Below are 19,345 nucleotides of genomic sequence, written 5' to 3'. Positions count from 1 at the left end.
AACGCGGCGTCGTGATCGGAACAGCGCTGTTCCTGATCTGCGCGGTCGTCGCCGGCTGTGGCTGGTCCGGCGCGTCAATTCCCATGTCTCACCCGCGGCAGCACCCGGTGGTCCTCAGTCCTGGATCGGTGACCGAAATCCCCTATCTGCGAGTGGGTGTCGACGACCAGACCCAGGGGCGGCTGTTCCTTCCGCGGTCGCATCCGACTCGTCCCGCCACCGTGGTTCTCATCCACGGCGGTGGGTGGAAAGCGGGGGTCGACTCGCACGCGCTCGATGCGCTCGCGTCGCAGCTGCAGTCACGCGGAGTCACGGTGTGGAACATCGAGTATCGCCGCATCGGCAGCGGTGGTGGCTGGGACACCACCTTCACCGATGTGGCACATGCAATCGACTTCATCCCCGAGCTCGCCCGAGCGACGCCGCTGGTCAACCCCGAAGACGTTGTGGTGGTTGGCCATTCGGCCGGGGGTCAACTCGCGGTGTGGATCGCTTCGCGCGCAGTCCGTCCGACGGACGGGCCCGGACCGCCACCGCGGGTCGTGCCGCGCGCGGCGATAAGTCTGGCAGGTGTTCTGGACATGGCCGCAACGGGACGAATCAGCACCAACGCGCGCGATGTCCTTGGTGGCGATCGACGCGATGTCCCCCGACGGTACGCGCTGGTCAACCCGATCGAGCGAATCAACCCCGCGGTACCGGTCACGATCGTGCACGCCGTCGACGACCGGGTCGTCCGATACTCCGTCGGGGCCGACTACGCGACCGCTGCCCGCAAGCTCGGCGCTTCGGTCACGACGGTTGCTCTGCGCTCCGGCGGTCACGCGGCACCGGTGACTCCCGGCCGAGGGATGTCGGCGACTCTGCGTGCGATCGACAAGTCCATGACATCGACAACAGGCCCTTGGACGGTTAGGCAGCACTACTGATGGTGAGTACTTTGACCGATGTCTGGCGTCAGGTTCGCGCACCGGTGGAGGCCGATCGGTGGAGCGGCAACGTTCCGCGAATCACGGGGCGGGTCCTGGGACTCTTTGCCGCGGTCGTCGCCCTGTGGAGCATCGCACCGCCCGTTCGTCACCTCGTCAGCGTTCCCCGGCGGTACTTCGACGACTACTACTTCGACGCTCCGGACACGAGTCTGTCCTGGGCCCTCGTACTGGGACTGCTCGCCGCAGCACTCGGCCGCAGGAAGCGAGTCGCGTGGTGGCTGCTGGTCGGTTATCTCGTTGTGCGAGTGCTCTTTCTGGCCGCTCTGGTGGTGGTGGACGGTGATCCGCACGCCGCTGTCGCGACAGTCATCGAATCCGGGGTGTTGCTCATCCTGGTTGCCGCGCGGAAGCAGTTCTCGACACGCGTGCGGCGAGGAGCCCTGCCGCGGGCGGTGACCGTGCTGATCGTGGGGCTATGTGTTGGCACCGTTGCGGGTTGGGGTCTTCTCTCGGTCGTCCCGGGCGATCTCGCGCCGGGCGAGCGTCTGCTGTGGGCATTCAACAGGGTGAGCGCGCTCAGTCTCATCGATCTCGACGACTTCTCCGGTCACCCGCCGGCGGCAGCCTCCGCCGTGCTGGGGACCTTCGGTGCGGTTGCACTCCTGGCATCGATGCTCGTTCTGTTCCGGGCTCAGCGATCGGCGAACGCTCTGACGGGGTACGACGAGTCCGCGATCAGGGGTCTGCTGCTGCACCATGGTGACGACGATTCGCTCGGGTACTTCGCGACTCGTCGCGACAAGGCCGTGGTCTTCTCGCCGGACGGGCGCGCGGCGATCACCTACCGCGTGGAAATAGGGGTGTGCGTGGCCAGCGGTGATCCGGTCGGCGACGTCCAGGCCTGGCCTCAGGTGATCAAGGCGTGGCGACGCGAGATCGATCGGTACGGCTGGACCGCGGCCGTCATGGGCGCCAGTGAGGCCGGTGCGCGAGCATATCGAGCCAGCGGGCTCAACGTTCTGCATCTCGGCGACGAAGCCGTCCTCGACACCCGTGAGTTCCGGCTTGCCGGAGCCGATATGCGTCAGGTGCGCCAGGCGGTCAACAGAGCAACCCGCCACGGAGTGACCGTCCGGATCAGGCGGCATCGTGACGTTCCCGCCTCCGAGATGGGCGAGGTCATCGGTCTCGCCGAATCGTGGCGTGGTTCGGCGACGGAGCGAGGTTTCTCGATGGCCCTGGGTAGGCTCGGCCATCCTCTGGACGGTGACTGCGTCCTGGTCGAAGCAGTACGACCAGATGGACAGCCGATAGCACTGTTGTCCCTCGTGCCGTGGGGATCGCACGCGCTGTCGCTCGATGTGATGAGGCGAGATCCGGAAGCGCCGAATGGTGTTGTGGAGTTGATGATCGCGACCCTGGCCGAGAAGTCGCCGCAGCTGGGCGTGAGGCGGATATCGCTCAACTTCGCGGTGTTCCGGGCGGTCTTTCACGACGGCGCACGCATCGGCGCCGGACCCGTTTTGAAGGCGTGGCGACGAGTGCTCCAGTTCCTTTCTCGATGGTGGCAATTGGAGACGCTGTATCGATCGAATGAGAAGTACTGTCCGAAGTGGTATCCCCGCTACCTGTGCTACGAGGTCGGGAGTGCGCTCCCGCGGGTGGGAGTGGCCTCGGCGATTGCCGAAGGCTTCATTCCCGTTCCAGGTTCGGCGGACTCTGCGGCTCGACACACCGGGACCCAGGAGAGCCTCTCGAGTGACTTCGTCCTGCGCGCTGGTCTCAACCTGGACGGAAGACCGCCGAGCTGGGCGGTTCAGCGTCCTCCGCCCCCTCGTCGACGCATGCCGGAACAGATGCGCGTGCGGTCGGCCAAGCTCGAGAGCCTCGCGCGATCAGGGGTCGACACCAGTCCGCCGGCTCGTCGTCCCACACATTCCCTTCGGCAGGCGACGGTGGCCCCACTGGGCACGGAGATGCGACTCGCAGGTCGGCTGGTGCGAGTGCGTCACCACGGCGGAGTCGTCTTCGTCGATCTTCGCGTGTGGTCGGACCAGGTGCAGATCATGATCGATACTCGGTCCGTCGGAGAAGAGCGCATAAGGGCTCTCACCCGTGAGTTCGACATCGGCGACCTCGCCGAGTTCGAGGGAGTCCTGACCCGGACCCGATCCGGCGATCGGGCATTGTCTGCGCGAGATTGGTCCCTGCTCGGGAAGTCACTGCATCCACTTCCGGACAAGTGGAAAGGGCTCACCGATCCCGAGGCGCTGGTGCGGCAACGCCATCTCGATCTGATGCTCAACCAACGCGCTCGAGACGTGATCGAAGCCCGTAGTGCCATCGTGACCGCGCTGCGCGACCTCCTGCGCGAAGACGGCTATCTCGAGGTCGAGACACCGATACTCCAGCCGGTTCACGGAGGCGCCAACGCTGCGCCGTTCCAGACCCATATCAATGCCTACGACCTGGATCTTTATCTGCGCATCGCCCCGGAGCTGTACCTGAAGCGACTCTGCGTGGCGGGAATGGACCAGGTTTTCGAGATCGGACGTGTGTTCCGCAACGAGGGGGCCGACCGGACCCACAACCCGGAGTTCACCATCCTCGAGGCCTATCGCGCGCACAGCGACTACGAGGAGATGATGACCCTGTGCCGTCGGCTCATCCAAGCTGCGGCGGTGGCCGCGCACGGTCGAGAGGTCATCATGCGGCGCGGGCCGGACGGCGACCTGGTCGAGGTCGACATATCCGGGGACTGGCCCGTCGTGTCGATGTACCAGGCAGTGTCCGACGCTGTCGGAGTGCATGTCGACCCGAACACGCCCTTGGATACCTTGCAGCGTCTCTGCAACGACCGGGATGTCGGTTATCAGACGACATGGGACGCAGGCGCAGTGGCGCAGGCTCTCTATGAGGAACTCGTGGAGAAGACGACCGAATTCCCCACCTTCTACACCGACTTCCCGACGTCGACCTCGCCGTTGACGAGACCACACCCGACGATCGAGGGAGTCGCGGCGAAGTGGGACCTGGTGGCCTGGGGTGTCGAGCTCGGAACCGCCTACAGCGAGCTGACGGACCCCATCGAACAGAGGCGGAGACTGACCCAGCAGTCCATGCTGGCCGCGGGTGGGGACCCGGACGCCATGGAACTCGATGAGGCCTTCTTGACGACCCTCGAGTACGCGATGCCGCCGACCGGAGGACTCGGTATGGGTGTCGACCGCGTCGTCATGCTCATCACCGGAGCGACCATTCGAGAGTCACTCGCATTCCCACTCGTCAGGCCTCATCCGTGAGCGCGCGACTGCTCCCTGCGGCGCTCCTGGTCGCCGGTGCCCTCGCGTACTCCTCGTGGGTTCTCGACATCGGGTTGGTCTCCGGTGTGGACCCACTCCGCGGATACGTCAGCGAACTCGGCGCCCGGGATCGTCCGCTCGGAGCGTTGTACAGAACGGCCGATCTGATCGCGGCGTTGCTCGTCGCATCGGCCGGGGCTGTAGTGCTGAAGCGGCCACTGCACGGGCGGTGGCAACTGTTCGGATGGGTGGCGCTCATGGTGTTCGCCGTGGCCACCCTCCTCGACTCGCGCTGGCCCATGGCGTGTGCCCCGTCGGTTCATCCGGGTTGCGACGCGGGCTCTGCCGGGTCGTCGATGTCGGAGACACTGCACGCGATCTTCAGTTCCGTGGCCTCGACTGCGGCGTTGTTCGCGGCAGCGTGCTGCTGGCTTGCGATCAGACGCATCGACGCGCCGCAATGGCGGCGACTGTTGTCGGGGGGTTCAGTGGTGGTGCTGGTCACGGCAACGGCGTGGACGCTCGCTGCGATCGCGCTGCGTGAGCAGCATGTCCTCTATCTCGGCCTCGCGCAGCGTGCGCAACTCATCGGAACCAGCGCCTGGTTGATTGTCGCTGCACTGGATGCGCTGTGGTCCGCGCGGCCTGCGACTTCCGCTGCAGTCGGTGTGAAGTGACGACCGTGCCCGATCTCCCGGCGGAGCATGTCGCCGTCGACGGTCGTGGTCCCGCAGTCTTGCTCTGCAGCGGGCTCGGTGGCAACTGGTTCGATTGGGACGGGGTCGTCCACCTGTTGTCGTCCGAACGGCAGGTGATTCGGTCCGACCGACCCGGATACGGTCTCAATCCGCCGGCTGCCGAGGTCCCCAGCATCCGCGGCGAAGTCGAACGACTCCGTCGACTGATGCACGAACTCACCCTGCGAGGACCGACGATCGTCGTCGGGCACTCGCTCGGCGGGCTCTATGCCGAAGCGCTCGCGCGCACCCATCCATCGCTTGTCGGGGGCGTGGTGCTGGTGGACGGATCGGTACCGACACCGTCGCGAACGGCACTCTCACCCGACTGCCGGGACTCGATCGCACAGACCCTCGCTGGGCTGCTGGTCGGTTCCGGAGTCCCCACCCTGGTCCCGACGGCTCATCGCCTGCTGATCGGGAGCGTCCGGGAGTCGGGCAGTTCGCGTTCTGAGGTTGCGGCGACGGTCCTTCGCGGCCGCTCCTACATTCGTGCTCTCCTACGGGAGTACGCCGCGTATCCTCGGCTCGTCGCCGACCTGATGGAGATCCGGGGATCAGCGCCATTGCTCGGTCCCGCTCTCGTGATCGCCGCTGATTCGGGCCGAGCCTTCCCATCATCGGCGCGCTGGATCCGGATGCAGCGTCGCGCCGCGCGCGAGTTGCGGGCAGAGTGCGTTGTTCTCACGCCGGCTCGCCACCATCTGATGGTCGATCGGGCAGCCGATGTCGCAGGTCTCATCCGATCGGCGGGGTCGAAATAGACACCTGAGGGATGGGCGCGAGCACGCCTGGGCGCAAGCATGGGGCTGTGACGTCGCTACAGAACCCGGACCCGATTCTCCCCGAGCCCACGGACCAGTCGACCGGAGACACGTCGGCCTCGTCCGGCGCCTCGGTGGGCCGAATCGTCGGCCTGGATGTGGCGCGGGCGCTGGCCGTGTTCGGCATGTACACCGTGCACATCGGCCCCCCGCTGTCGGCCACAAGTGGGGTGGGTAGCTGGGTTCGATATCTGGCCGACGGTCGCTCCTCGGTGTTGTTCGCGACTCTTGCCGGATTCTCGCTGATGCTGATCGCCGGTCGTCTGGAGCCGAAGACCGGTAGGGCGGGTCGACAAGCAAAGGCGCGGATCGCTATTCGTGCCCTGGTCCTTCTGGGACTGGGAAGTGTGATGGCGATGTTCTACGGCGACGTCGTGATCCTCGCTGCTTACGGGGTCTACTTCTTGTTGGCGTTGCCGCTGGTGAGGTTGAGGGCTCGCGCTCTCGCACTCATCGCCCTCGGACTCGCGCTGGTGACACCGCAACTCGCCTACATCCTGCGCAGCACGCTGACCGACTCTGTTCAGCAGAGCGTCAACGCTATCGACCCGTTGGAGCGGCTCAGCGGCGTCGGCGTCCTCGATCTCCTGCTCACCGGAATGTACCCGGCGATCACCTGGATGCCGTTTGTCATCGCAGGTATGGCGCTGGCCCGCCTGGACATGTCGATCGACGCAGTCCGAAAGCGACTGGCCGCGCTGGGTGTGGTCCTCACGGTCCTCGGATATGGTCTCTCCCGGCTGCTCGCCGGTGGGGACGCGCTCAAGAGCATGGCCGAATCCGGGGCGTCGTCGGGCATGGATGTGGCCCCGAAGTTCGACAAGGGGCTCGAACCGGTTGGCGCTCAGTCAGATCCCGGTGCGCTCTTGTTGGCGGGTCCGCACAGCGGTACGACCTTCGACATCATCGGCAGCTTGGGGGTTGCGACACTCGTGATCGTCACCGCAGTCGCCGTCGTGCAGAGCTGCGGATGGCTTCGACGTCTGGCGGTGCCGCTCATCGCCGTCGGAAGCATGTCTCTGACCTGCTACGTGGGGCATTTCGTCCTGCAGTCCGCTCTCGGGATGCAGGCGGGGCCGCTCGACCAGGCCTCGTGGGTGCCCCTGCTGTGGTTCGTCGCCGGAGCCGCACTCTTCGCCACCCTCTGGTCTCGCATCTTTCGTCGCGGACCACTGGAGCAACTGCTCTATCTGGCCACCAAGCCCGCGCAGTACATCCGTTGAGACTGTCTGCTAGCCCTGCGTGGTTGCCTGCGCCCACCTGGGATCCCGGCCGGTCAGGCCGGCGAGCCGGTCGACGAGCGGTGCGTCGTCGGGCACCTCGACCACCGGCCCGAACATTCCCTCGCGCTCGTCCTGTGGTTGGGGTGGGTGGTGGAAGTCGAAGACGACCTGGAGGATCTCATCGGGGACCTCGAACGGGACGCCCGCGGCGTGGGCGACGTCCCAGCCGTGTAACACCAGTTCCGACAACGCCACCCGTCCCATGATCTCGGCGGGCAACTCGACGCCGCCCGCCTGGGTCATGCCCTCCCAGGCGGCGTCGTCGTCCCAGGAGTGGGCGAGTTCGCGCACATGCCGAGCCAGATCGTCTCGCCACTCCGACGACAGTCGGCTCTGTGCCGGGTCCGGCGGCGTCGAGGTCAACGGACCGAAGTCCTTGCGTGCCGCGGCGGTGAACGCCTGGGACAGTCCGTCGACGTGGGCCAGCAGCGCGGCGAGATCCATGTCGCGACAGGGTGTCGGACGGCCCAGGTCGGCATCGGAGATCGTGGCGGTCATCGCGAGCATGTGGTCGGCGGCCGCCAGTATCGACGGCGCCTGGGTGGTGTCGGTGGGCATGGGACTCCCTTTCGTCGTGTGAACACCTATCGAGGCTGACTCGTCCGGCCTCGGTTTCTCATCGGCCGTCCGGACGACCCCCGCGTAGTGCCACGGCGCCCGGCGTCGGTCTCTACTCTGGCAAGGTGACCTCTCCGATACGCGAGTACACGACCATCAGCCACCCGGAGCCGAATACCCGTGTCTGGCTCGAGATCCACGGAGACGGTCAGCCCGTCGTGCTGCTCCACGGTGCGTTCGCGGGCGCGTCGTCATGGGGTGGGCAGGTGCCCGCGCTCGTCGAGGCGGGCTGGAAGGTGTTCTGTCCAGAGCGGCACGGCCACGGTCACAGCCCGGACGTGATGGACGAGTTCCACTACGCGGACATGGCCGAGGAGACGATCGCCTATCTCGACGAGGTCGTCGGTGGCCCGGCCGAGATCGTCGGGTGGAGTGATGGTGCGGTGGTCGGCGTGCTGGTCGCGCTTCGTCGACCCGATCTGGTCCGTCGCCTGGTACTGATCGGCCAGTACTTCAACGGTTCGGGGCGGGCCGTAGGCGGAATCCTCGATGCGCTCGACACCGCCGACGACGAGCTGATGGGTTTCTTCGCCGCGGAGTACGCATCCGAATCACCGGACGGAGCAGATCATTTTCCGGTCGTGTTCGACAAGACGATGGCGATGATCAACTCCGAACCCGAGATCGATCTCGGTGATCTGGCGGCCATCACCGTACCGGTGCTGGTGATGCAGGGCGACCGGGACGAGGTGACCCTCGAGCACAGTCGCGACGTCGCCGCAGCCATCGCCGGCGCTCGACTGGCGGTGATCCCCGGGACGCATCTCATCCCGATCGAGGCGCCACAGGCGGTGAACGCGGTGATCGTGCAGTTCTTGGGTGGCGAGTGACCGCGCCGCTTTCTCAGTCCTGGGTCATCGCCGCGAAAGCGTCTGCGAGCGTTGCGTAGAGCGCGAGGGTGCGATCGAAACCGGTCATCTGCAGGGGCCGCGTGATCGCGGGGTGGTCACCGACGAGACCGAACCGGCCGGACGGGGTGATGGTGTCACGCGCGGCGAGGAGCGCGGCGATCCCGGAGGACGCGAGGAAATCGGTGGCGGTGAGATCGATGATCAGCCCGCGGGGTTGCCCGCTCGCCGCTTCGAGAACGGCTGCGCCCAACCGGGGAACGGTGAGTAGATCGATGCTGCCGTGAGCGGTCAGGATCGTGAGCTGATCGCGCCGTGTCGAGATCAGTGCCAGTGCACGACCTGCCGGGGACGCGTCCTGGTCATCGTCGACGACTACCGGTTCGAAGCTGTCTGCCTTCATGTGGCGCTGCCTTCTGTCCGCTCGATGTCACCCATCAGTGCGATGGCAGCGCATCGAGATCCGCCTCTGTGGCGTCGGCAGTTGGCTTCGCCGGTGCCTTCCTGGGTGTCTCGGAAGGACCTTCGGCGCCGTACGCGACCCGGATGGCTGCAGGGGAGGACCGATGCGGCGTAACTCATCTATGCCGTATGTGCGATACACGATTCATGAATATGAAGACGCGACTCGCATCTGCCGGTGTCATCCTGGCCGCTTCGGTGGGATCGATGGTGAGTGGCGCGGGAACGGCCGACGCCTATCCGGTGGGCCCATGGAAGATCCAGGGGCCGTGCGCAGGGAAATCCCAGGCCCAGTGCGCAATGCAGCCATCGCCGGACGGGTTGACATGGTCGTTCCATGGCGACGCCTGGAACTACGACAAGACCGGACGGTTCGTCTGTATGTCGAGCGCGTTCTACTGCGAGCCGCTGATGGTCGTCGTCCGTGCCTTGCCTCCGGTGGCGATCGGCCGGTAGCGCTGCGCCACCGTCACCGAGGTGTCGGACCTGATCGACGGTCGACCGTTGTGGTTGCTCTCGGGCCGGCAGCAGCGGCGTACGCGGCAACCGCCACGACACTCATGAGCAGCAGGTACCACCCCGCGGGGTGGTCGAACGCCACCAGATACAGCGCAGTCAGCGTCGCCGCGCACAGCGCTGCGGCCAGCACTGCCGGCAGCCATCGGCCATCTCGCAGGACGAGTATCGCGGCCTGGCATTGCAGCCCGAGGTGGGCGAGTGTCAGAACCGCCCCGGCACAGCCTGTTCCGATCAACCCGGGCACAGTGCCGACGTCGTAGAGGGCTGCGGCCGCCGGCGTCGCCAGGACTGCGATCGAACCCAGCCACGCTCGGACTGTCGGAGCCGTGAAGCGCGCGAAGTCGCGCTCCACCGAAGTGTTCTCGCGTTGCTCGACGGAACCGTGCATGACTTCTGTCTAACTCACTACGTGCACCGACGGTAGTATGCACAATATCGTCCATATGGACGAGAATGTCCACGAGAAGTAACTGCGGGAGGTCGACGATGGACAGCGAGGACGTGCCCACTCTGAGGGATCCGGTTCGCCGCGCCTACGAAGTGTGTCCCGTCGAAGTGAGCGTTGCCGTTCTCGGCGGCTCCTGGAAGATGACCATCGTGAAGAACCTTCTCGAGGGTCCGATGAGGTACGGGGCGCTGGGACGTGCGGTCGGTCCGGTCACTCCGCGGGTACTCACCCGCCAGCTCCGTGAACTCGAGTGCGACGGCATCGTGCAGCGCACTGCTTTCCCGGAGGTCCCGCCCAGGGTCGAGTATTCGCTCACCGACCAGGGGCAGGCGCTGAGTTCGTTCGTGTCGGCACTGAACGAGTGGGGGAAGACGTACGCGAAGGAAGTCATCCAACCGAAAGTCGCTCGGCAGGGGAGCGCGGCGCCGACCTCATAGTGTTCCGCGGAACACTCTCGACTTCGGGTTGAGGCCGGAGGGTTTGTCGGTGTCGACCGATTTGTTGGTCGTGTTCGTGTCGGTCGCTTCTGGGGGTTGCGCTGGGGGTCAGTGCTTTTCGTGCGGGTGGGGATGTTGCGTCGATGTTTGATGGGACGAACGCAGGACGCGAGCCGACCTCATCGTCGGTGAGGCGATGGCGGGTGCCGCCCCGGACGGCCAATTGCGCACCGGCGCTGTGTCCGATCACCAACTCGTCGTCGATTCGCAACTGCGGGTACGTCTCTGCGATCGCCGGTACGTGGTCCAGTGCGCGAGCCACATCGTGGAAGGTGGTGGACATCCTCCGCCCGTGCCGAGCCGCCGGTACTCCACGTTGTAGACGGCCAACCCGCGGCCGGCGAGATCTCTGGCCATCTCGTCGAATTGCTCTGCACCCGCGCGGCTTTCCCAACCACCGCCGTGGATGATCGTCACCAACGGCAGCGAGTCGTCCACATGGTCGCCAGTCGGTAGGTACAGATCAGGGCCTCACCGTCTACTTCAGCCCTGAGGGCACGGTGTTGCCGTTGACGGTGACGGTAACCTCGCCGTTCGTCGTGTTCTCGGAGATCTCGCCGTGTTCGAAAGTCACCACTTCGAGGTCGCCCTCGACCGTCACGTCGCTCGTGGGCACCCCCAGCGGTCCCGCCGAGCCGTTGGCGCCGGTAAGTGCTGGGGTTCCGTCCGGGGCCCGTTCGGTGTTCCACGCGTCTCGGATCCTGCCGGAGTTGATGATGTACGCCGGCGTTGCCGGGGCGTCGTTCTCCGCGATGATCACACCACCGCGAAACTGTTGATAGACAACGCCACTCTCGCGGGTCCCGGCGTTGTGATCCCCGGTCAACGGCTTGCCGAGGGCGGCCCGCTGTGCCTCGGTCGCCGAGCCGTACTTGGCTGCTATCGGACCGGTGAGGGTGACCTCCACGTCGTCCTCGCCCATCACCGTCACCTCGGTGGGTCCGGGCGCGACATTCTCCGCGACCGGGGAGGGGCCCGTCGTGTCGCCGGCCGCTGCGGTCGTCGTAGACACCCCGGAGGGCGACTCGTCCGCGTCCGACGCGCCGCAACCGGCGGCGATCAGCGTGGTCGCGAACAATCCGGCAATGACCTGGGCGCGGCGGGAAGCCACCTGCTTCATGTGTTCCTCTCACCCTCGACAGCCGATCCGGAGACCCGAACCCGACAAACTGCTCGCGTCTATCGGTATCACGGACCGCGGCCCGGCGTGCGGGTGCAGACGACTCACCCGTGCCGACGGCGGTACTCGCGTGCGGCACCCGGATGCAGCGGAACGGGGCCGGTGAGGATCAGTGACTGCGCGTCGAGGAACTGACTGCCGATCGCCTGGGACGGCACCAGGTGCGCGGACTCGTCGAGGAGCAGATCGACGACGGCCGCAGCGGTCGTGTCGGCGACGTCCCGGCGCGCGAGCAGCAGGTTCGCGACCCCGACGGTGGTGACCGCCGGATGTCGGCCATAGATGTCGGCCGGGATGCGGACGGGCTCATACGCCTGCCCATGCCGCCGTCGCAGGGCCGACACGACACCACCGAGGTCGAGAAGAGCGATCGGCACCCGCGGGTCGGTGAACGCCGGTGTCGGCAGACCACCTGCCCACATGACGGCGTCGACCGCTCCCGCGGCGAGCGCCACGCCGGCATCCCGCATCGTCTGGCGGACCGGTCGGATGTCGCGGTCGGGTGCGAGGCCCGCCGCGGCGAGTACGCGCTCGGAGAGTCCCGCGGCACCCGATCCCGGTGCGCCGACACTCACCACCCGTCCGCGCAGATCGGCGATCGTCGCGATGCCGGAGTCGGCGCGGACCGCCACCTGAAAGTAGTTCTCGTACACGCAGCCCAGAGCGGTCAGCTGTGGATTCACACGTTCGATGGCCGTGTCACCGAGGCTGATGGCGAGCTCTGCGGAACCCTCCGCCAGGGCATCGAGGTTCTCGGCCGAGCCACCGGACTGACGCGGGCGGATCGGCGGCGCGCCCGACCGGTCGGCCGCCGCGGCGAGGAGGCCGGCGAATTCCCAGAAGAACCCGCCGGGCTCGCCCGCCGCGAGACGGACCGATGCACCGCGCTCGGTTCCGCATGCGGACAGCAGAAGCAGTGCTCCCGCCCCGCAGCCCCCGCGGAGCACGGTCCGCCGGTCGACCGACCCGAGCGCGTACGACATGGTGTCACCTTAGGCCCGCCGGGCATCGACCTCCGCGTCGACGAAGGCCCGCCCCTGTTCGCGATCGAGGGGCGTCTCCGCCTTGTTGCGCAAGACGAAGATGTAGACCAGCAGCGACACGGCGATCACCACGGTGACGTAGGCGATGAACCACGGGACATGACCGCCGTTCTTCGCGGCCTGATAGATCAGCGGTGCGGTGCCACCGAACGCGGAGTTCGCGAGGGCATACCCGAGCCCGACCCCCAGGGCCCGGACATGCGAGGGGAACAGTTCCGCCTTCACGATCGCGTTGATGGAGGTGTAACCGGTGAGGATCACATATCCCACGGCGAGCAGGGTCAACGAGGCCGCCACCGAGGTGGTCTGGGGCAGGTAGGTGATCAGGACGTAGGTGTACAGGACACCGCCGACGCCGAAGAAGATGAGGACGGGTTTGCGTCCCACCTTGTCGCTGATCATTCCGCCGATCGGCTGCAACGCCATGAGGAACACCAAGCCGATGAGGTTGATCCAGGTCCCGGTGCGACCGTGGTCCTCGTAAGCGGTCTTGACGATGGCCGGTGCGTTGACGCTGTAGGTGTAGAAGGCGATGGTGCCGCCGATCGTGACCAGGAAGCAGACCAACAGGGGGCGCCAGTAGTTCAACAGGAGTTCGCGGATCGATCCGGACTCGGAGTCGGCCCCGCTGCGCACGGCCTCCAGCTGCTCCGGCGTGAGGGACTCGTCCATGCTGCGGCGCAACCAGAAGACGACCACGGCGGCCACACCGCCGATGAGGAACGCGATGCGCCAACCGAAGTCGGAGATCTGATCCTTGTCGAGGAAGCCCTGCATCACCAGCAGGGTGAGCTGCGCCAGCACGTGTCCGCCGATGAGCGTGACGTACTGGAACGACGAGAAGAAGCCGCGACGCTCACGCGTGGCCGCTTCGGACATGTAGGTGGCGGACGCGCCGTACTCACCGCCGGTCGCGAACCCCTGTACCAGTCGACAGAGCACCAGGACGACCGCCGCCCACACGCCGATCGACTCGCGGCCCGGTGTCAGCGCGATGACGAGAGAGCACGCCGCCATCAGCGACACGCTGAACGTCAGCGCCGCCCGGCGGCCCCGACGGTCCGCGTACCGGCCGAAGAACCAGGAGCCCACCGGCCGCATCAGGAAGGTGACGGCGAAGATGGCGTACACGTATACGGTCGAGTTCTTGTCGGCCGAGTCGAAGAACTGGCTTTCGAAGTACGTCGCGAACACCGTGTAGACGTAGACGTCGTACCACTCGACGAGATTGCCGGAGGATCCGCGCAGTGTGTTGAGCACGGCACGGCGCGTTGCCGCGGCGGACGAGATCGGCGGTGCGTTCCGGGCATCCGCGGGGGGCCGGGTGGGCGAGTCGGTCATCAGGGTCCTCCAGGTCGTCGAACGTGCACCCGACCCGGTCCGGCGTCGGTGCCCCTAACACTGTGAACGCAGTCACATGCGCAACGGAAGCCGATCGCGGTTTCCTAACACTCCCTTAGGAGAGGTCGTCCACGGCTTCGTGGAACTCGACTTCCGCCGCCGGGACCCAGAGATCCACCCGCAGGCCCGCGGGTTGTCCGGCGCTCACCGTCAGCTCGCCCCCGGCCCCCTCGACCAGGGCCGCGGCGATGGACAGTCCGAGCCCCGACCCCGGTCCACCGCCGGCCGACGCACGAAAGAACCGTTCCGTCACGCGAGGCAACTCGTCGTCCGTCACACCGCGACCGGTGTCGGCCACCCAGACCCGGACGCGCGTTCCCTCGGACCGGCAGCCCAGCTCGACAGACGCGCCCGGTCCGGCGTGATGGACCGCGTTGCTCATGAGGACGTCCGTCACCCGGATGAGGTCGTCCTCGTCGAGCGCGGCGATCGTCGAGGACGCTCGTCCCGATGGCAGTGCGATCGACGCCGACAGCCCGGCATCCGCGAGCGCGCCCGCCCAGAAGTCGTGGCGCTCGGTCAGTACGGCGGCGACGTCGCAGACCCCCGTCACGGCGCCGACGGGTCGTGACTCGGCAGTGGCCAGGACGAGCAGGTCCTCGACGATGCGGTCGAGCCGGTCTATCTCCACGAGCGTCTTCTGATGCGAGGTGAGCGATCTGCCGGTGAGGCCCAGACCGAGAGCGTCGAGACGAAAGCGGACCGCGGCGAGCGGATTTCGCAGGGCGTGCGCGGTGTCGGCGACCAGACGGCGCTGGGCCGCGGTGGCGTTCTCGACGTCGTCGGCCATCGCGTCGAAGATCCGGGCCAGCTCACGGACCTCCGGCGGGCCGCTGTGCCGGTGCTCGCGGAGTCCGCTCTGACTCGGCTCGTTCGCACCCGGAACGCGGTCGATGATCGATGCGCGCAGCGAGCGCACCCGGGTGGTCAACGCGGTGAGTGGACGAACCGTCCACCGCGACAGGGCAACCGCGATCAGCGACCCCACCACGAGCATCGCGACGGCCCCACCGGCGATCACCGCCCAGGTCTCGGCGACGTCGCGTCTGGCCGCCGAGGTCGAGGCCTCGATGACCACTGCGCCGTCGACCTGGGTGCCCGTGCCGATCGGCATCGCCACCAGAACCGATCCGGGCGACCACGGCGTCAACCCCGACGCGACCCGGGTGCGCTGATTGCGCAACGCCTCGGACACGGCGTCGGCGACCTCTGGTGACCGGGCCGTGAGCCCGGCTGCGGCCCGCGTCGTGCCGGCCCGATCGACCACCACGACACCTTCCCCGTAGAGATCCCGATAGCGCTCGACGGCGCTCTGCAACTCGGTGCCCCGCATCTCCGGTTCCCGATCGGCGAGGTCGGCGAAATAGACCGCGGACGCGGTCCGGCTCTCGGTGAACCGTTGCAGCCGTTCGCTACTCACCGTCGTCGCGAGGGGGACTGCCAGGCCCAGCACCACGATCGCCGAATAGCCGACCAGCACGAGCAGCACACGCCGCCACATCGCTCAGGAACCCCAGCGGTAGCCGTACCCGCGGATCGTCTCGATCACTCCGGGTCTGCCGAGCTTCGCCCGGAGTGCGGTCATGTGGACGTCGAGGCTCCGAGAGATCGCGACGTAGGCGTCGCCCCAGATCGCGTCCATCAACTGCTCGCGACTCACCGCCTCACCCCGGCGTGTGACCAGGTGCGCGAGGAGTTCGAACTCCTTGGGGGTCAGTGCCACGTCGACGCCGGCCACGGAGACCAGACGCGCATCGAGGTCGACCACGATGTCGCCGGACGCGATCCGTCGGTCGGTGGCGACCGGGGCGTCGGCCACACGCCGACGGGCGGCCACCTCCAGGCGCGCCATCAGCTCGCCGAGCCGTGCCGGCTTGACCACATAGTCGTCGGCGCCCCCGCGCAGGGCCCGCACGACCGACCGTTCGTCGTGCCGCGCGGTGAGCACCACCACCGGCATCTCGCTGACGGTCCGCAACCGGCGCAACACGGTCAGGCCGTCCTCGTCGGGCAGTCCCAGGTCCAGCAGGACCAGGTCGACATCCCGGTGATTGAGGAGGAGGTCGGCACCGCGACGCATCCGGCGGGGTTCGTGGCCGACCTCGTTCAGAGCGTCGACGAGCGCGTCACCGACCCCGTCGTCGTCCTCCACCACCGCGATACGCATCGGGTCCACGGTACGACAGGGGTGCCCGACCGACCGCCTGCATGGCGGGGCCGGTGACGAGCCCGAGGACCACGTCAGCCTCGGTCGAGGATGACGGTTTTCGTTTCGGTGTAGGCGTCGAAGACCGCGGCGCCGTGCTCTCGGCCCCACCCGGACTGCTTGTACCCGCCGAACGGCAGTGCGGGGTCGAGGACGTGATAGCTGTTGATCCACACTGTGCCGGCCTTGAAACCCGCCGCGACGTTGTGGGCCTTGGTGAGGTCTCTCGTCCAGACCGCGGCCGCGAGCCCGTAGCTGGTGTCGTTGGCCGCGCGCAGGAGGTCATCGCCGTCGTCGAACGGTGTGACGGTGACGACGGGTCCGAAGATCTCGTCGGTGACGACCTTCATCGTGGGGGTCACATCGGTGAGGACGGTGGGTTCGACGAAATAACCGACATCTCCTTTGCGCCGTCCACCGGTGACCGTGGTCGCGCCCTCGGTATGGCCGCTGTCGAGGTAGCCGAGGACGCGCTCGAGCTGCCGTTGTGACACCAGCGGTCCGATCTGGGAGTCGGGGGCAAGGCTGTCCCCGACGGTCAGCTGTCCCGCCACGGCCGCAACCCCGTCGACCACACGCTCGTAGACCGCCCGCTCGACGAAGAGGCGCGAGCCGGCCTCGCAGGCTTCGCCCTGGTTGAAGAAGATGGCGTTGGCCGCGCCCGCGATGGCCGCATCGAGGTCGGCGTCGGCGAAGATGACGTTGGGCGACTTTCCCCCCAGTTCCAGGGTCACCTTCTTCAGGTTGCCGCTCGCCGCGGTGATGATGCTCTTGCCCACCTCGGTGGAGCCGGTGAACGAGATCTTGTCGACTCCCGGATGGGCAGCGAGCGCGGCGCCCACGTCGTGGCCGTAGCCGTGAACGATGTTGACCACTCCCTCGGGCACTCCCGCCTCGCGCATCAGCTCGCCGAGAAGGGTTGCGGTGAGGGGCGTCTGCTCGGCGGGTTTGAGGATCACGGTGTTGCCCGCGGCCAGCGCCGGGGCGAGCTTCCAGGCGGCGAGCATGAGGGGGAAGTTCCACGCGATGACAGCGGCGACGACACCGATGGGTTCGCGCACCGTGTAGGCGAAGTAGTTGCCGGGCGTGGCGACAGCCGAGACCGGGATGGTCGTTCCCTCGAGCTTGGTCGGCCACCCGGCGAAGTACTGGAACCAATCGACGGCGAGTGGAATGTCCACCGCCCGCGCGTAAGTCGCGGGCTTCCCACTGTCGAGCGCCTCCAGGATGGCGAACTCGTCCGCACGTGAATCGATGAGTTCGGCTACGCGCCAGAGGATCTTGCTGCGTTGCGACTCACTCATCCGGCTCCATGGTCCGTCGAGGGCCCGGCGGGCGGCCGCCACCGCTTGATCGACCTCCACGGTGCTGCCGAGCGCGACCTCGGCCAGTGGGGTTCCGTCGGACGGATTGAACGTGGCGAACGAGTCGTTCGACAGGGAGGCGACGTCGACCCCGTCGATGAAATGGTGGACGGGGCGGTTGAGGAAGTCGGTGACTCCCGCCGGCAGGGCGGCGTGGGAGGCGTCGGTCGTTGTCATCGGTTGTCTCACTTCGGTAGTCGGGTGAACAAGGGTGTGAAGGATTGCTATCAGGTTGTCGTCAACCGATTTTCGGCAGCGGCGAGGGCATCGAAGCTGGGGTCCTTGAGGAGTTTGTGCAGATTGCGTCGCCGCACGCCCATGTTGCCGCCGTCGTACACCGGGAAGCACAGGACGTCTTCCATGATCGCGGCGATCGGGGTGAGGTTGGTGTAGGCATCGACGCCGACCAGGCGCATCGCGTCGTAGACCACCTGCACGGCTGTCTCCGAGGCGAAGATCTTGATCTCGTTTGCCAGCTCACGGTCCTTGCCGCCGGTGCGGTCGAAGTGGTCGGCGGCCTTCCACGCGAAGTAGCGGACGGCTTCGATCCTGGTCTTGATGTCGGCGAGCATGTAGCCGGCGTTCTGGTGGTCGATGACCGGGACCGGGCCGGAGCGGTGATCGGTGGTCGTGAATCTGTGGGCGTAGTCGAATGCGGCGCGCATCCGCCCGACGCAGGCCGCGCCGATGGACGAGCACGTCCAGGAGAAGGCGGTGGCCACGATCTCCAATCCATCTCCGGGTTGACCGATGAGATTGCGCACGGGGACACGGACATCGGTGAACTCCACCCGCGGCGAGTTGGTCGCACGGTGCCCCATGGTGTCGATCATCCCGGTGATCGAGACTCCGGGGGTGCCGCGCTCGACGACGATGACCGCGAGGGATTCGGAGGGCGGAAGCGTGGGATCGGTGCGGCACACGACGCTGATCAGGTCGGCGCCGAGCCCGTCCCAACCCGATGCGTTGGTGGTGTAGTGCTTGGCGCCGTTGATGACCCAGTCGTCCCCATCTCGGACGGCGAACGTCTGGATTCCGGCGGTCGGATCGGGGGTGTCGTAGTTGGCTCCGCCGGTGACCTCGGTGTAGGCGATCGCGGCGAGGCGTGGTTCGTCGCCACAGAACAACGGCAACCATCGTTGCTTCTGCTCCTCCGTGCCGAAATTGATGATCGGGTTCAGTCCCAGCCCGGTTCCGAGAAGTGCCGACGGCACGTTGACGTCGACACGGGCGAGTTCCTCGGCAGCCAGGGCGAAGGTCAGATTGTCGAAGTAGGCTCCGCCGTACTCGTCGGGCACCAGGCCCTTCAGGAATCCCATGCCGACGAGTTGCTTGTAGATCGGCAGCAAGGCGTAGAACCGGTCCTCGGGTTTGTCGAGGCCGTCGATTGCTCCGGCCACCTGCGACAACACCTCGTCGGCGACGTGGCGCGCCTGGTTGCGCACGGTGAGTTGTTCCGGACTGAGTTCGAAGCTCAGGGACATGATTCCTCCGGTGTGATGACGATTGCTCTGAGGTCGTGGTGTGTGGCGAATCACACACTCGAAGGCTGTCGCACACCCCCGCCTCCGGTCTTGAATCGTCCTGCGCACTTGTCAGAAGAAATCTGCACCGATGCTCCGGTCGGCGGACACGGCGGCGCGAATGCGCTTAGGTGGACACCAAGCCGCCGCACGAGATC

Annotated in this window: 18 protein-coding genes and 1 pseudogene; 8 read left to right on the top strand and 11 right to left on the bottom strand. The window is 66.8% G+C overall.

The genetic code is table 11. From position 1 onward, the window contains the following. Window positions 1–128: 128 nt before the first annotated feature. From CA982_RS10710 to CA982_RS10690, 5 genes are read left to right on the top strand one after another with little or no spacing between them, the layout of a single operon-like run. Complete coding sequence (locus CA982_RS10710) at window positions 129–929, top strand: alpha/beta hydrolase family protein (protein WP_158097809.1); 801 nt, start codon at window positions 129–131, stop codon at window positions 927–929. Continuing rightward, a complete protein-coding gene (gene lysX, locus CA982_RS10705; protein WP_086535314.1) occupies window positions 929–4,234 on the top strand; it encodes a bifunctional lysylphosphatidylglycerol synthetase/lysine--tRNA ligase LysX in 3,306 nt (1,101 codons plus the stop codon). The genes CA982_RS10710 and lysX overlap by 1 nt, the downstream gene beginning before the upstream one ends. Further along, entirely contained in the window at window positions 4,231–4,911 is a 681-nt protein-coding gene (locus tag CA982_RS10700; protein ID WP_158097808.1) for a DUF998 domain-containing protein, read from the top strand. Before lysX ends, CA982_RS10700 begins: the two co-directional genes overlap by 4 nt. Window positions 4,912–4,916: 5 nt before the next feature. Further along, window positions 4,917–5,735 (top strand): alpha/beta fold hydrolase, encoded by an 819-nt coding sequence (locus tag CA982_RS10695; protein WP_158097807.1) that lies wholly within the window; start codon window positions 4,917–4,919, stop codon window positions 5,733–5,735. 47 nt (window positions 5,736–5,782) lie between these two features. Beyond that, on the top strand, window positions 5,783–7,018 hold the full coding sequence (locus tag CA982_RS10690; protein WP_208617927.1) for a DUF418 domain-containing protein: 1,236 nt from the start codon (window positions 5,783–5,785) through the stop codon (window positions 7,016–7,018). Window positions 7,019–7,027: 9 nt separating this feature from the next. Here CA982_RS10690 and CA982_RS10685 read toward each other — a convergent pair whose 3' ends face one another. Beyond that, the gene (locus CA982_RS10685; protein ID WP_086535311.1) at window positions 7,028–7,636 is read right to left on the bottom strand and encodes a TIGR03086 family metal-binding protein; all 609 of its coding nucleotides are present in this window, start codon (window positions 7,634–7,636) and stop codon (window positions 7,028–7,030) included. 125 nt (window positions 7,637–7,761) lie between these two features. Between CA982_RS10685 and CA982_RS10680 the strand changes: the two genes are divergently transcribed. Beyond that, on the top strand, window positions 7,762–8,526 hold the full coding sequence (locus tag CA982_RS10680; protein ID WP_086535310.1) for an alpha/beta fold hydrolase: 765 nt from the start codon (window positions 7,762–7,764) through the stop codon (window positions 8,524–8,526). 13 nt (window positions 8,527–8,539) lie between these two features. Here the strand turns inward: CA982_RS10680 and CA982_RS10675 are convergent, their stop codons facing one another. After that, window positions 8,540–8,947 (bottom strand): STAS domain-containing protein, encoded by a 408-nt coding sequence (locus tag CA982_RS10675; RefSeq protein WP_086535309.1) that lies wholly within the window; start codon window positions 8,945–8,947, stop codon window positions 8,540–8,542. 212 nt (window positions 8,948–9,159) lie between these two features. Between CA982_RS10675 and CA982_RS10670 the strand changes: the two genes are divergently transcribed. Beyond that, window positions 9,160–9,462 (top strand): hypothetical protein, encoded by a 303-nt coding sequence (locus tag CA982_RS10670; protein ID WP_086535308.1) that lies wholly within the window; start codon window positions 9,160–9,162, stop codon window positions 9,460–9,462. Window positions 9,463–9,475: 13 nt separating this feature from the next. On the opposite strand, the gene CA982_RS10665 is transcribed toward CA982_RS10670, so the two are convergent. After that, window positions 9,476–9,913 carry a hypothetical protein gene (locus tag CA982_RS10665; RefSeq protein WP_086535307.1) on the bottom strand — a complete coding sequence of 146 codons (438 nt, stop codon included), beginning with the start codon at window positions 9,911–9,913 and terminating at the stop codon, window positions 9,476–9,478. A 98-nt stretch (window positions 9,914–10,011) separates the two neighbouring features. Between CA982_RS10665 and CA982_RS10660 the strand changes: the two genes are divergently transcribed. Continuing rightward, window positions 10,012–10,410: a winged helix-turn-helix transcriptional regulator gene (locus CA982_RS10660; RefSeq protein WP_086535306.1), complete on the top strand. Its 399-nt coding sequence runs from the start codon at window positions 10,012–10,014 to the stop codon at window positions 10,408–10,410. Between the two features lie 124 nt (window positions 10,411–10,534). Here CA982_RS10660 and CA982_RS26885 read toward each other — a convergent pair. From CA982_RS26885 to CA982_RS10620, 8 genes and pseudogenes are all read right to left on the bottom strand, one after another. Next, window positions 10,535–10,935 (bottom strand): annotated as a pseudogene (locus tag CA982_RS26885) (alpha/beta hydrolase); the annotation flags it as partial. A 13-nt stretch (window positions 10,936–10,948) separates the two neighbouring features. Further along, the gene (locus tag CA982_RS10650; RefSeq protein ID WP_086535305.1) at window positions 10,949–11,590 is read right to left on the bottom strand and encodes an LGFP repeat-containing protein; all 642 of its coding nucleotides are present in this window, start codon (window positions 11,588–11,590) and stop codon (window positions 10,949–10,951) included. A 104-nt stretch (window positions 11,591–11,694) separates the two neighbouring features. Beyond that, entirely contained in the window at window positions 11,695–12,633 is a 939-nt protein-coding gene (locus CA982_RS10645) for a TAXI family TRAP transporter solute-binding subunit (protein ID WP_086535304.1), read from the bottom strand. A gap of 9 nt (window positions 12,634–12,642) precedes the next feature. Continuing rightward, a complete protein-coding gene (locus CA982_RS10640; protein ID WP_086535303.1) occupies window positions 12,643–14,034 on the bottom strand; it encodes an MFS transporter in 1,392 nt (463 codons plus the stop codon). Between the two features lie 115 nt (window positions 14,035–14,149). Then, window positions 14,150–15,595: a sensor histidine kinase gene (locus CA982_RS10635; protein ID WP_086535302.1), complete on the bottom strand. Its 1,446-nt coding sequence runs from the start codon at window positions 15,593–15,595 to the stop codon at window positions 14,150–14,152. Between the two features lie 3 nt (window positions 15,596–15,598). Next, window positions 15,599–16,261 (bottom strand): response regulator transcription factor, encoded by a 663-nt coding sequence (locus tag CA982_RS10630; protein ID WP_086535398.1) that lies wholly within the window; start codon window positions 16,259–16,261, stop codon window positions 15,599–15,601. Window positions 16,262–16,335: 74 nt separating this feature from the next. After that, a complete protein-coding gene (locus tag CA982_RS10625; protein WP_086535301.1) occupies window positions 16,336–17,841 on the bottom strand; it encodes an aldehyde dehydrogenase family protein in 1,506 nt (501 codons plus the stop codon). A 50-nt stretch (window positions 17,842–17,891) separates the two neighbouring features. Then, on the bottom strand, window positions 17,892–19,148 hold the full coding sequence (locus CA982_RS10620; RefSeq protein WP_086535300.1) for an acyl-CoA dehydrogenase family protein: 1,257 nt from the start codon (window positions 19,146–19,148) through the stop codon (window positions 17,892–17,894). Window positions 19,149–19,345: the final 197 nt, after the last annotated feature.

It is taken from the genome of Gordonia lacunae (assembly GCF_002149015.1).
Classification (GTDB): Bacteria; Actinomycetota; Actinomycetes; order Mycobacteriales; family Mycobacteriaceae; genus Gordonia; species Gordonia lacunae.
This window is presented reverse-complemented; position numbering and strand designations above follow the sequence as displayed.

Bases quoted from the DNA above. Each gene is read 5' to 3' on its own strand.
- CA982_RS10670 (WP_086535308.1), top strand. From the start codon at position 9,160: ATGAAGACGCGACTCGCATCTGCCGGTGTCATCCTGGCCGCTTCGGTG.
- CA982_RS10675 (WP_086535309.1), bottom strand. From the start codon at position 8,947: ATGAAGGCAGACAGCTTCGAACCGGTAGTCGTCGACGATGACCAGGAC.
- CA982_RS10640 (WP_086535303.1), bottom strand. From the start codon at position 14,034: ATGACCGACTCGCCCACCCGGCCCCCCGCGGATGCCCGGAACGCACCG.
- CA982_RS10660 (WP_086535306.1), top strand. From the start codon at position 10,012: ATGGACAGCGAGGACGTGCCCACTCTGAGGGATCCGGTTCGCCGCGCC.
- lysX (WP_086535314.1), top strand. From the start codon at position 929: ATGGTGAGTACTTTGACCGATGTCTGGCGTCAGGTTCGCGCACCGGTG.
- CA982_RS10650 (WP_086535305.1), bottom strand. From the start codon at position 11,590: ATGAAGCAGGTGGCTTCCCGCCGCGCCCAGGTCATTGCCGGATTGTTC.
- CA982_RS10665 (WP_086535307.1), bottom strand. From the start codon at position 9,913: ATGCACGGTTCCGTCGAGCAACGCGAGAACACTTCGGTGGAGCGCGAC.
- CA982_RS10625 (WP_086535301.1), bottom strand. From the start codon at position 17,841: ATGACAACGACCGACGCCTCCCACGCCGCCCTGCCGGCGGGAGTCACC.
- CA982_RS10630 (WP_086535398.1), bottom strand. From the start codon at position 16,261: ATGCGTATCGCGGTGGTGGAGGACGACGACGGGGTCGGTGACGCGCTC.
- CA982_RS10685 (WP_086535311.1), bottom strand. From the start codon at position 7,636: ATGCCCACCGACACCACCCAGGCGCCGTCGATACTGGCGGCCGCCGAC.
- CA982_RS10620 (WP_086535300.1), bottom strand. From the start codon at position 19,148: ATGTCCCTGAGCTTCGAACTCAGTCCGGAACAACTCACCGTGCGCAAC.
- CA982_RS10635 (WP_086535302.1), bottom strand. From the start codon at position 15,595: ATGTGGCGGCGTGTGCTGCTCGTGCTGGTCGGCTATTCGGCGATCGTG.
- CA982_RS10645 (WP_086535304.1), bottom strand. From the start codon at position 12,633: ATGTCGTACGCGCTCGGGTCGGTCGACCGGCGGACCGTGCTCCGCGGG.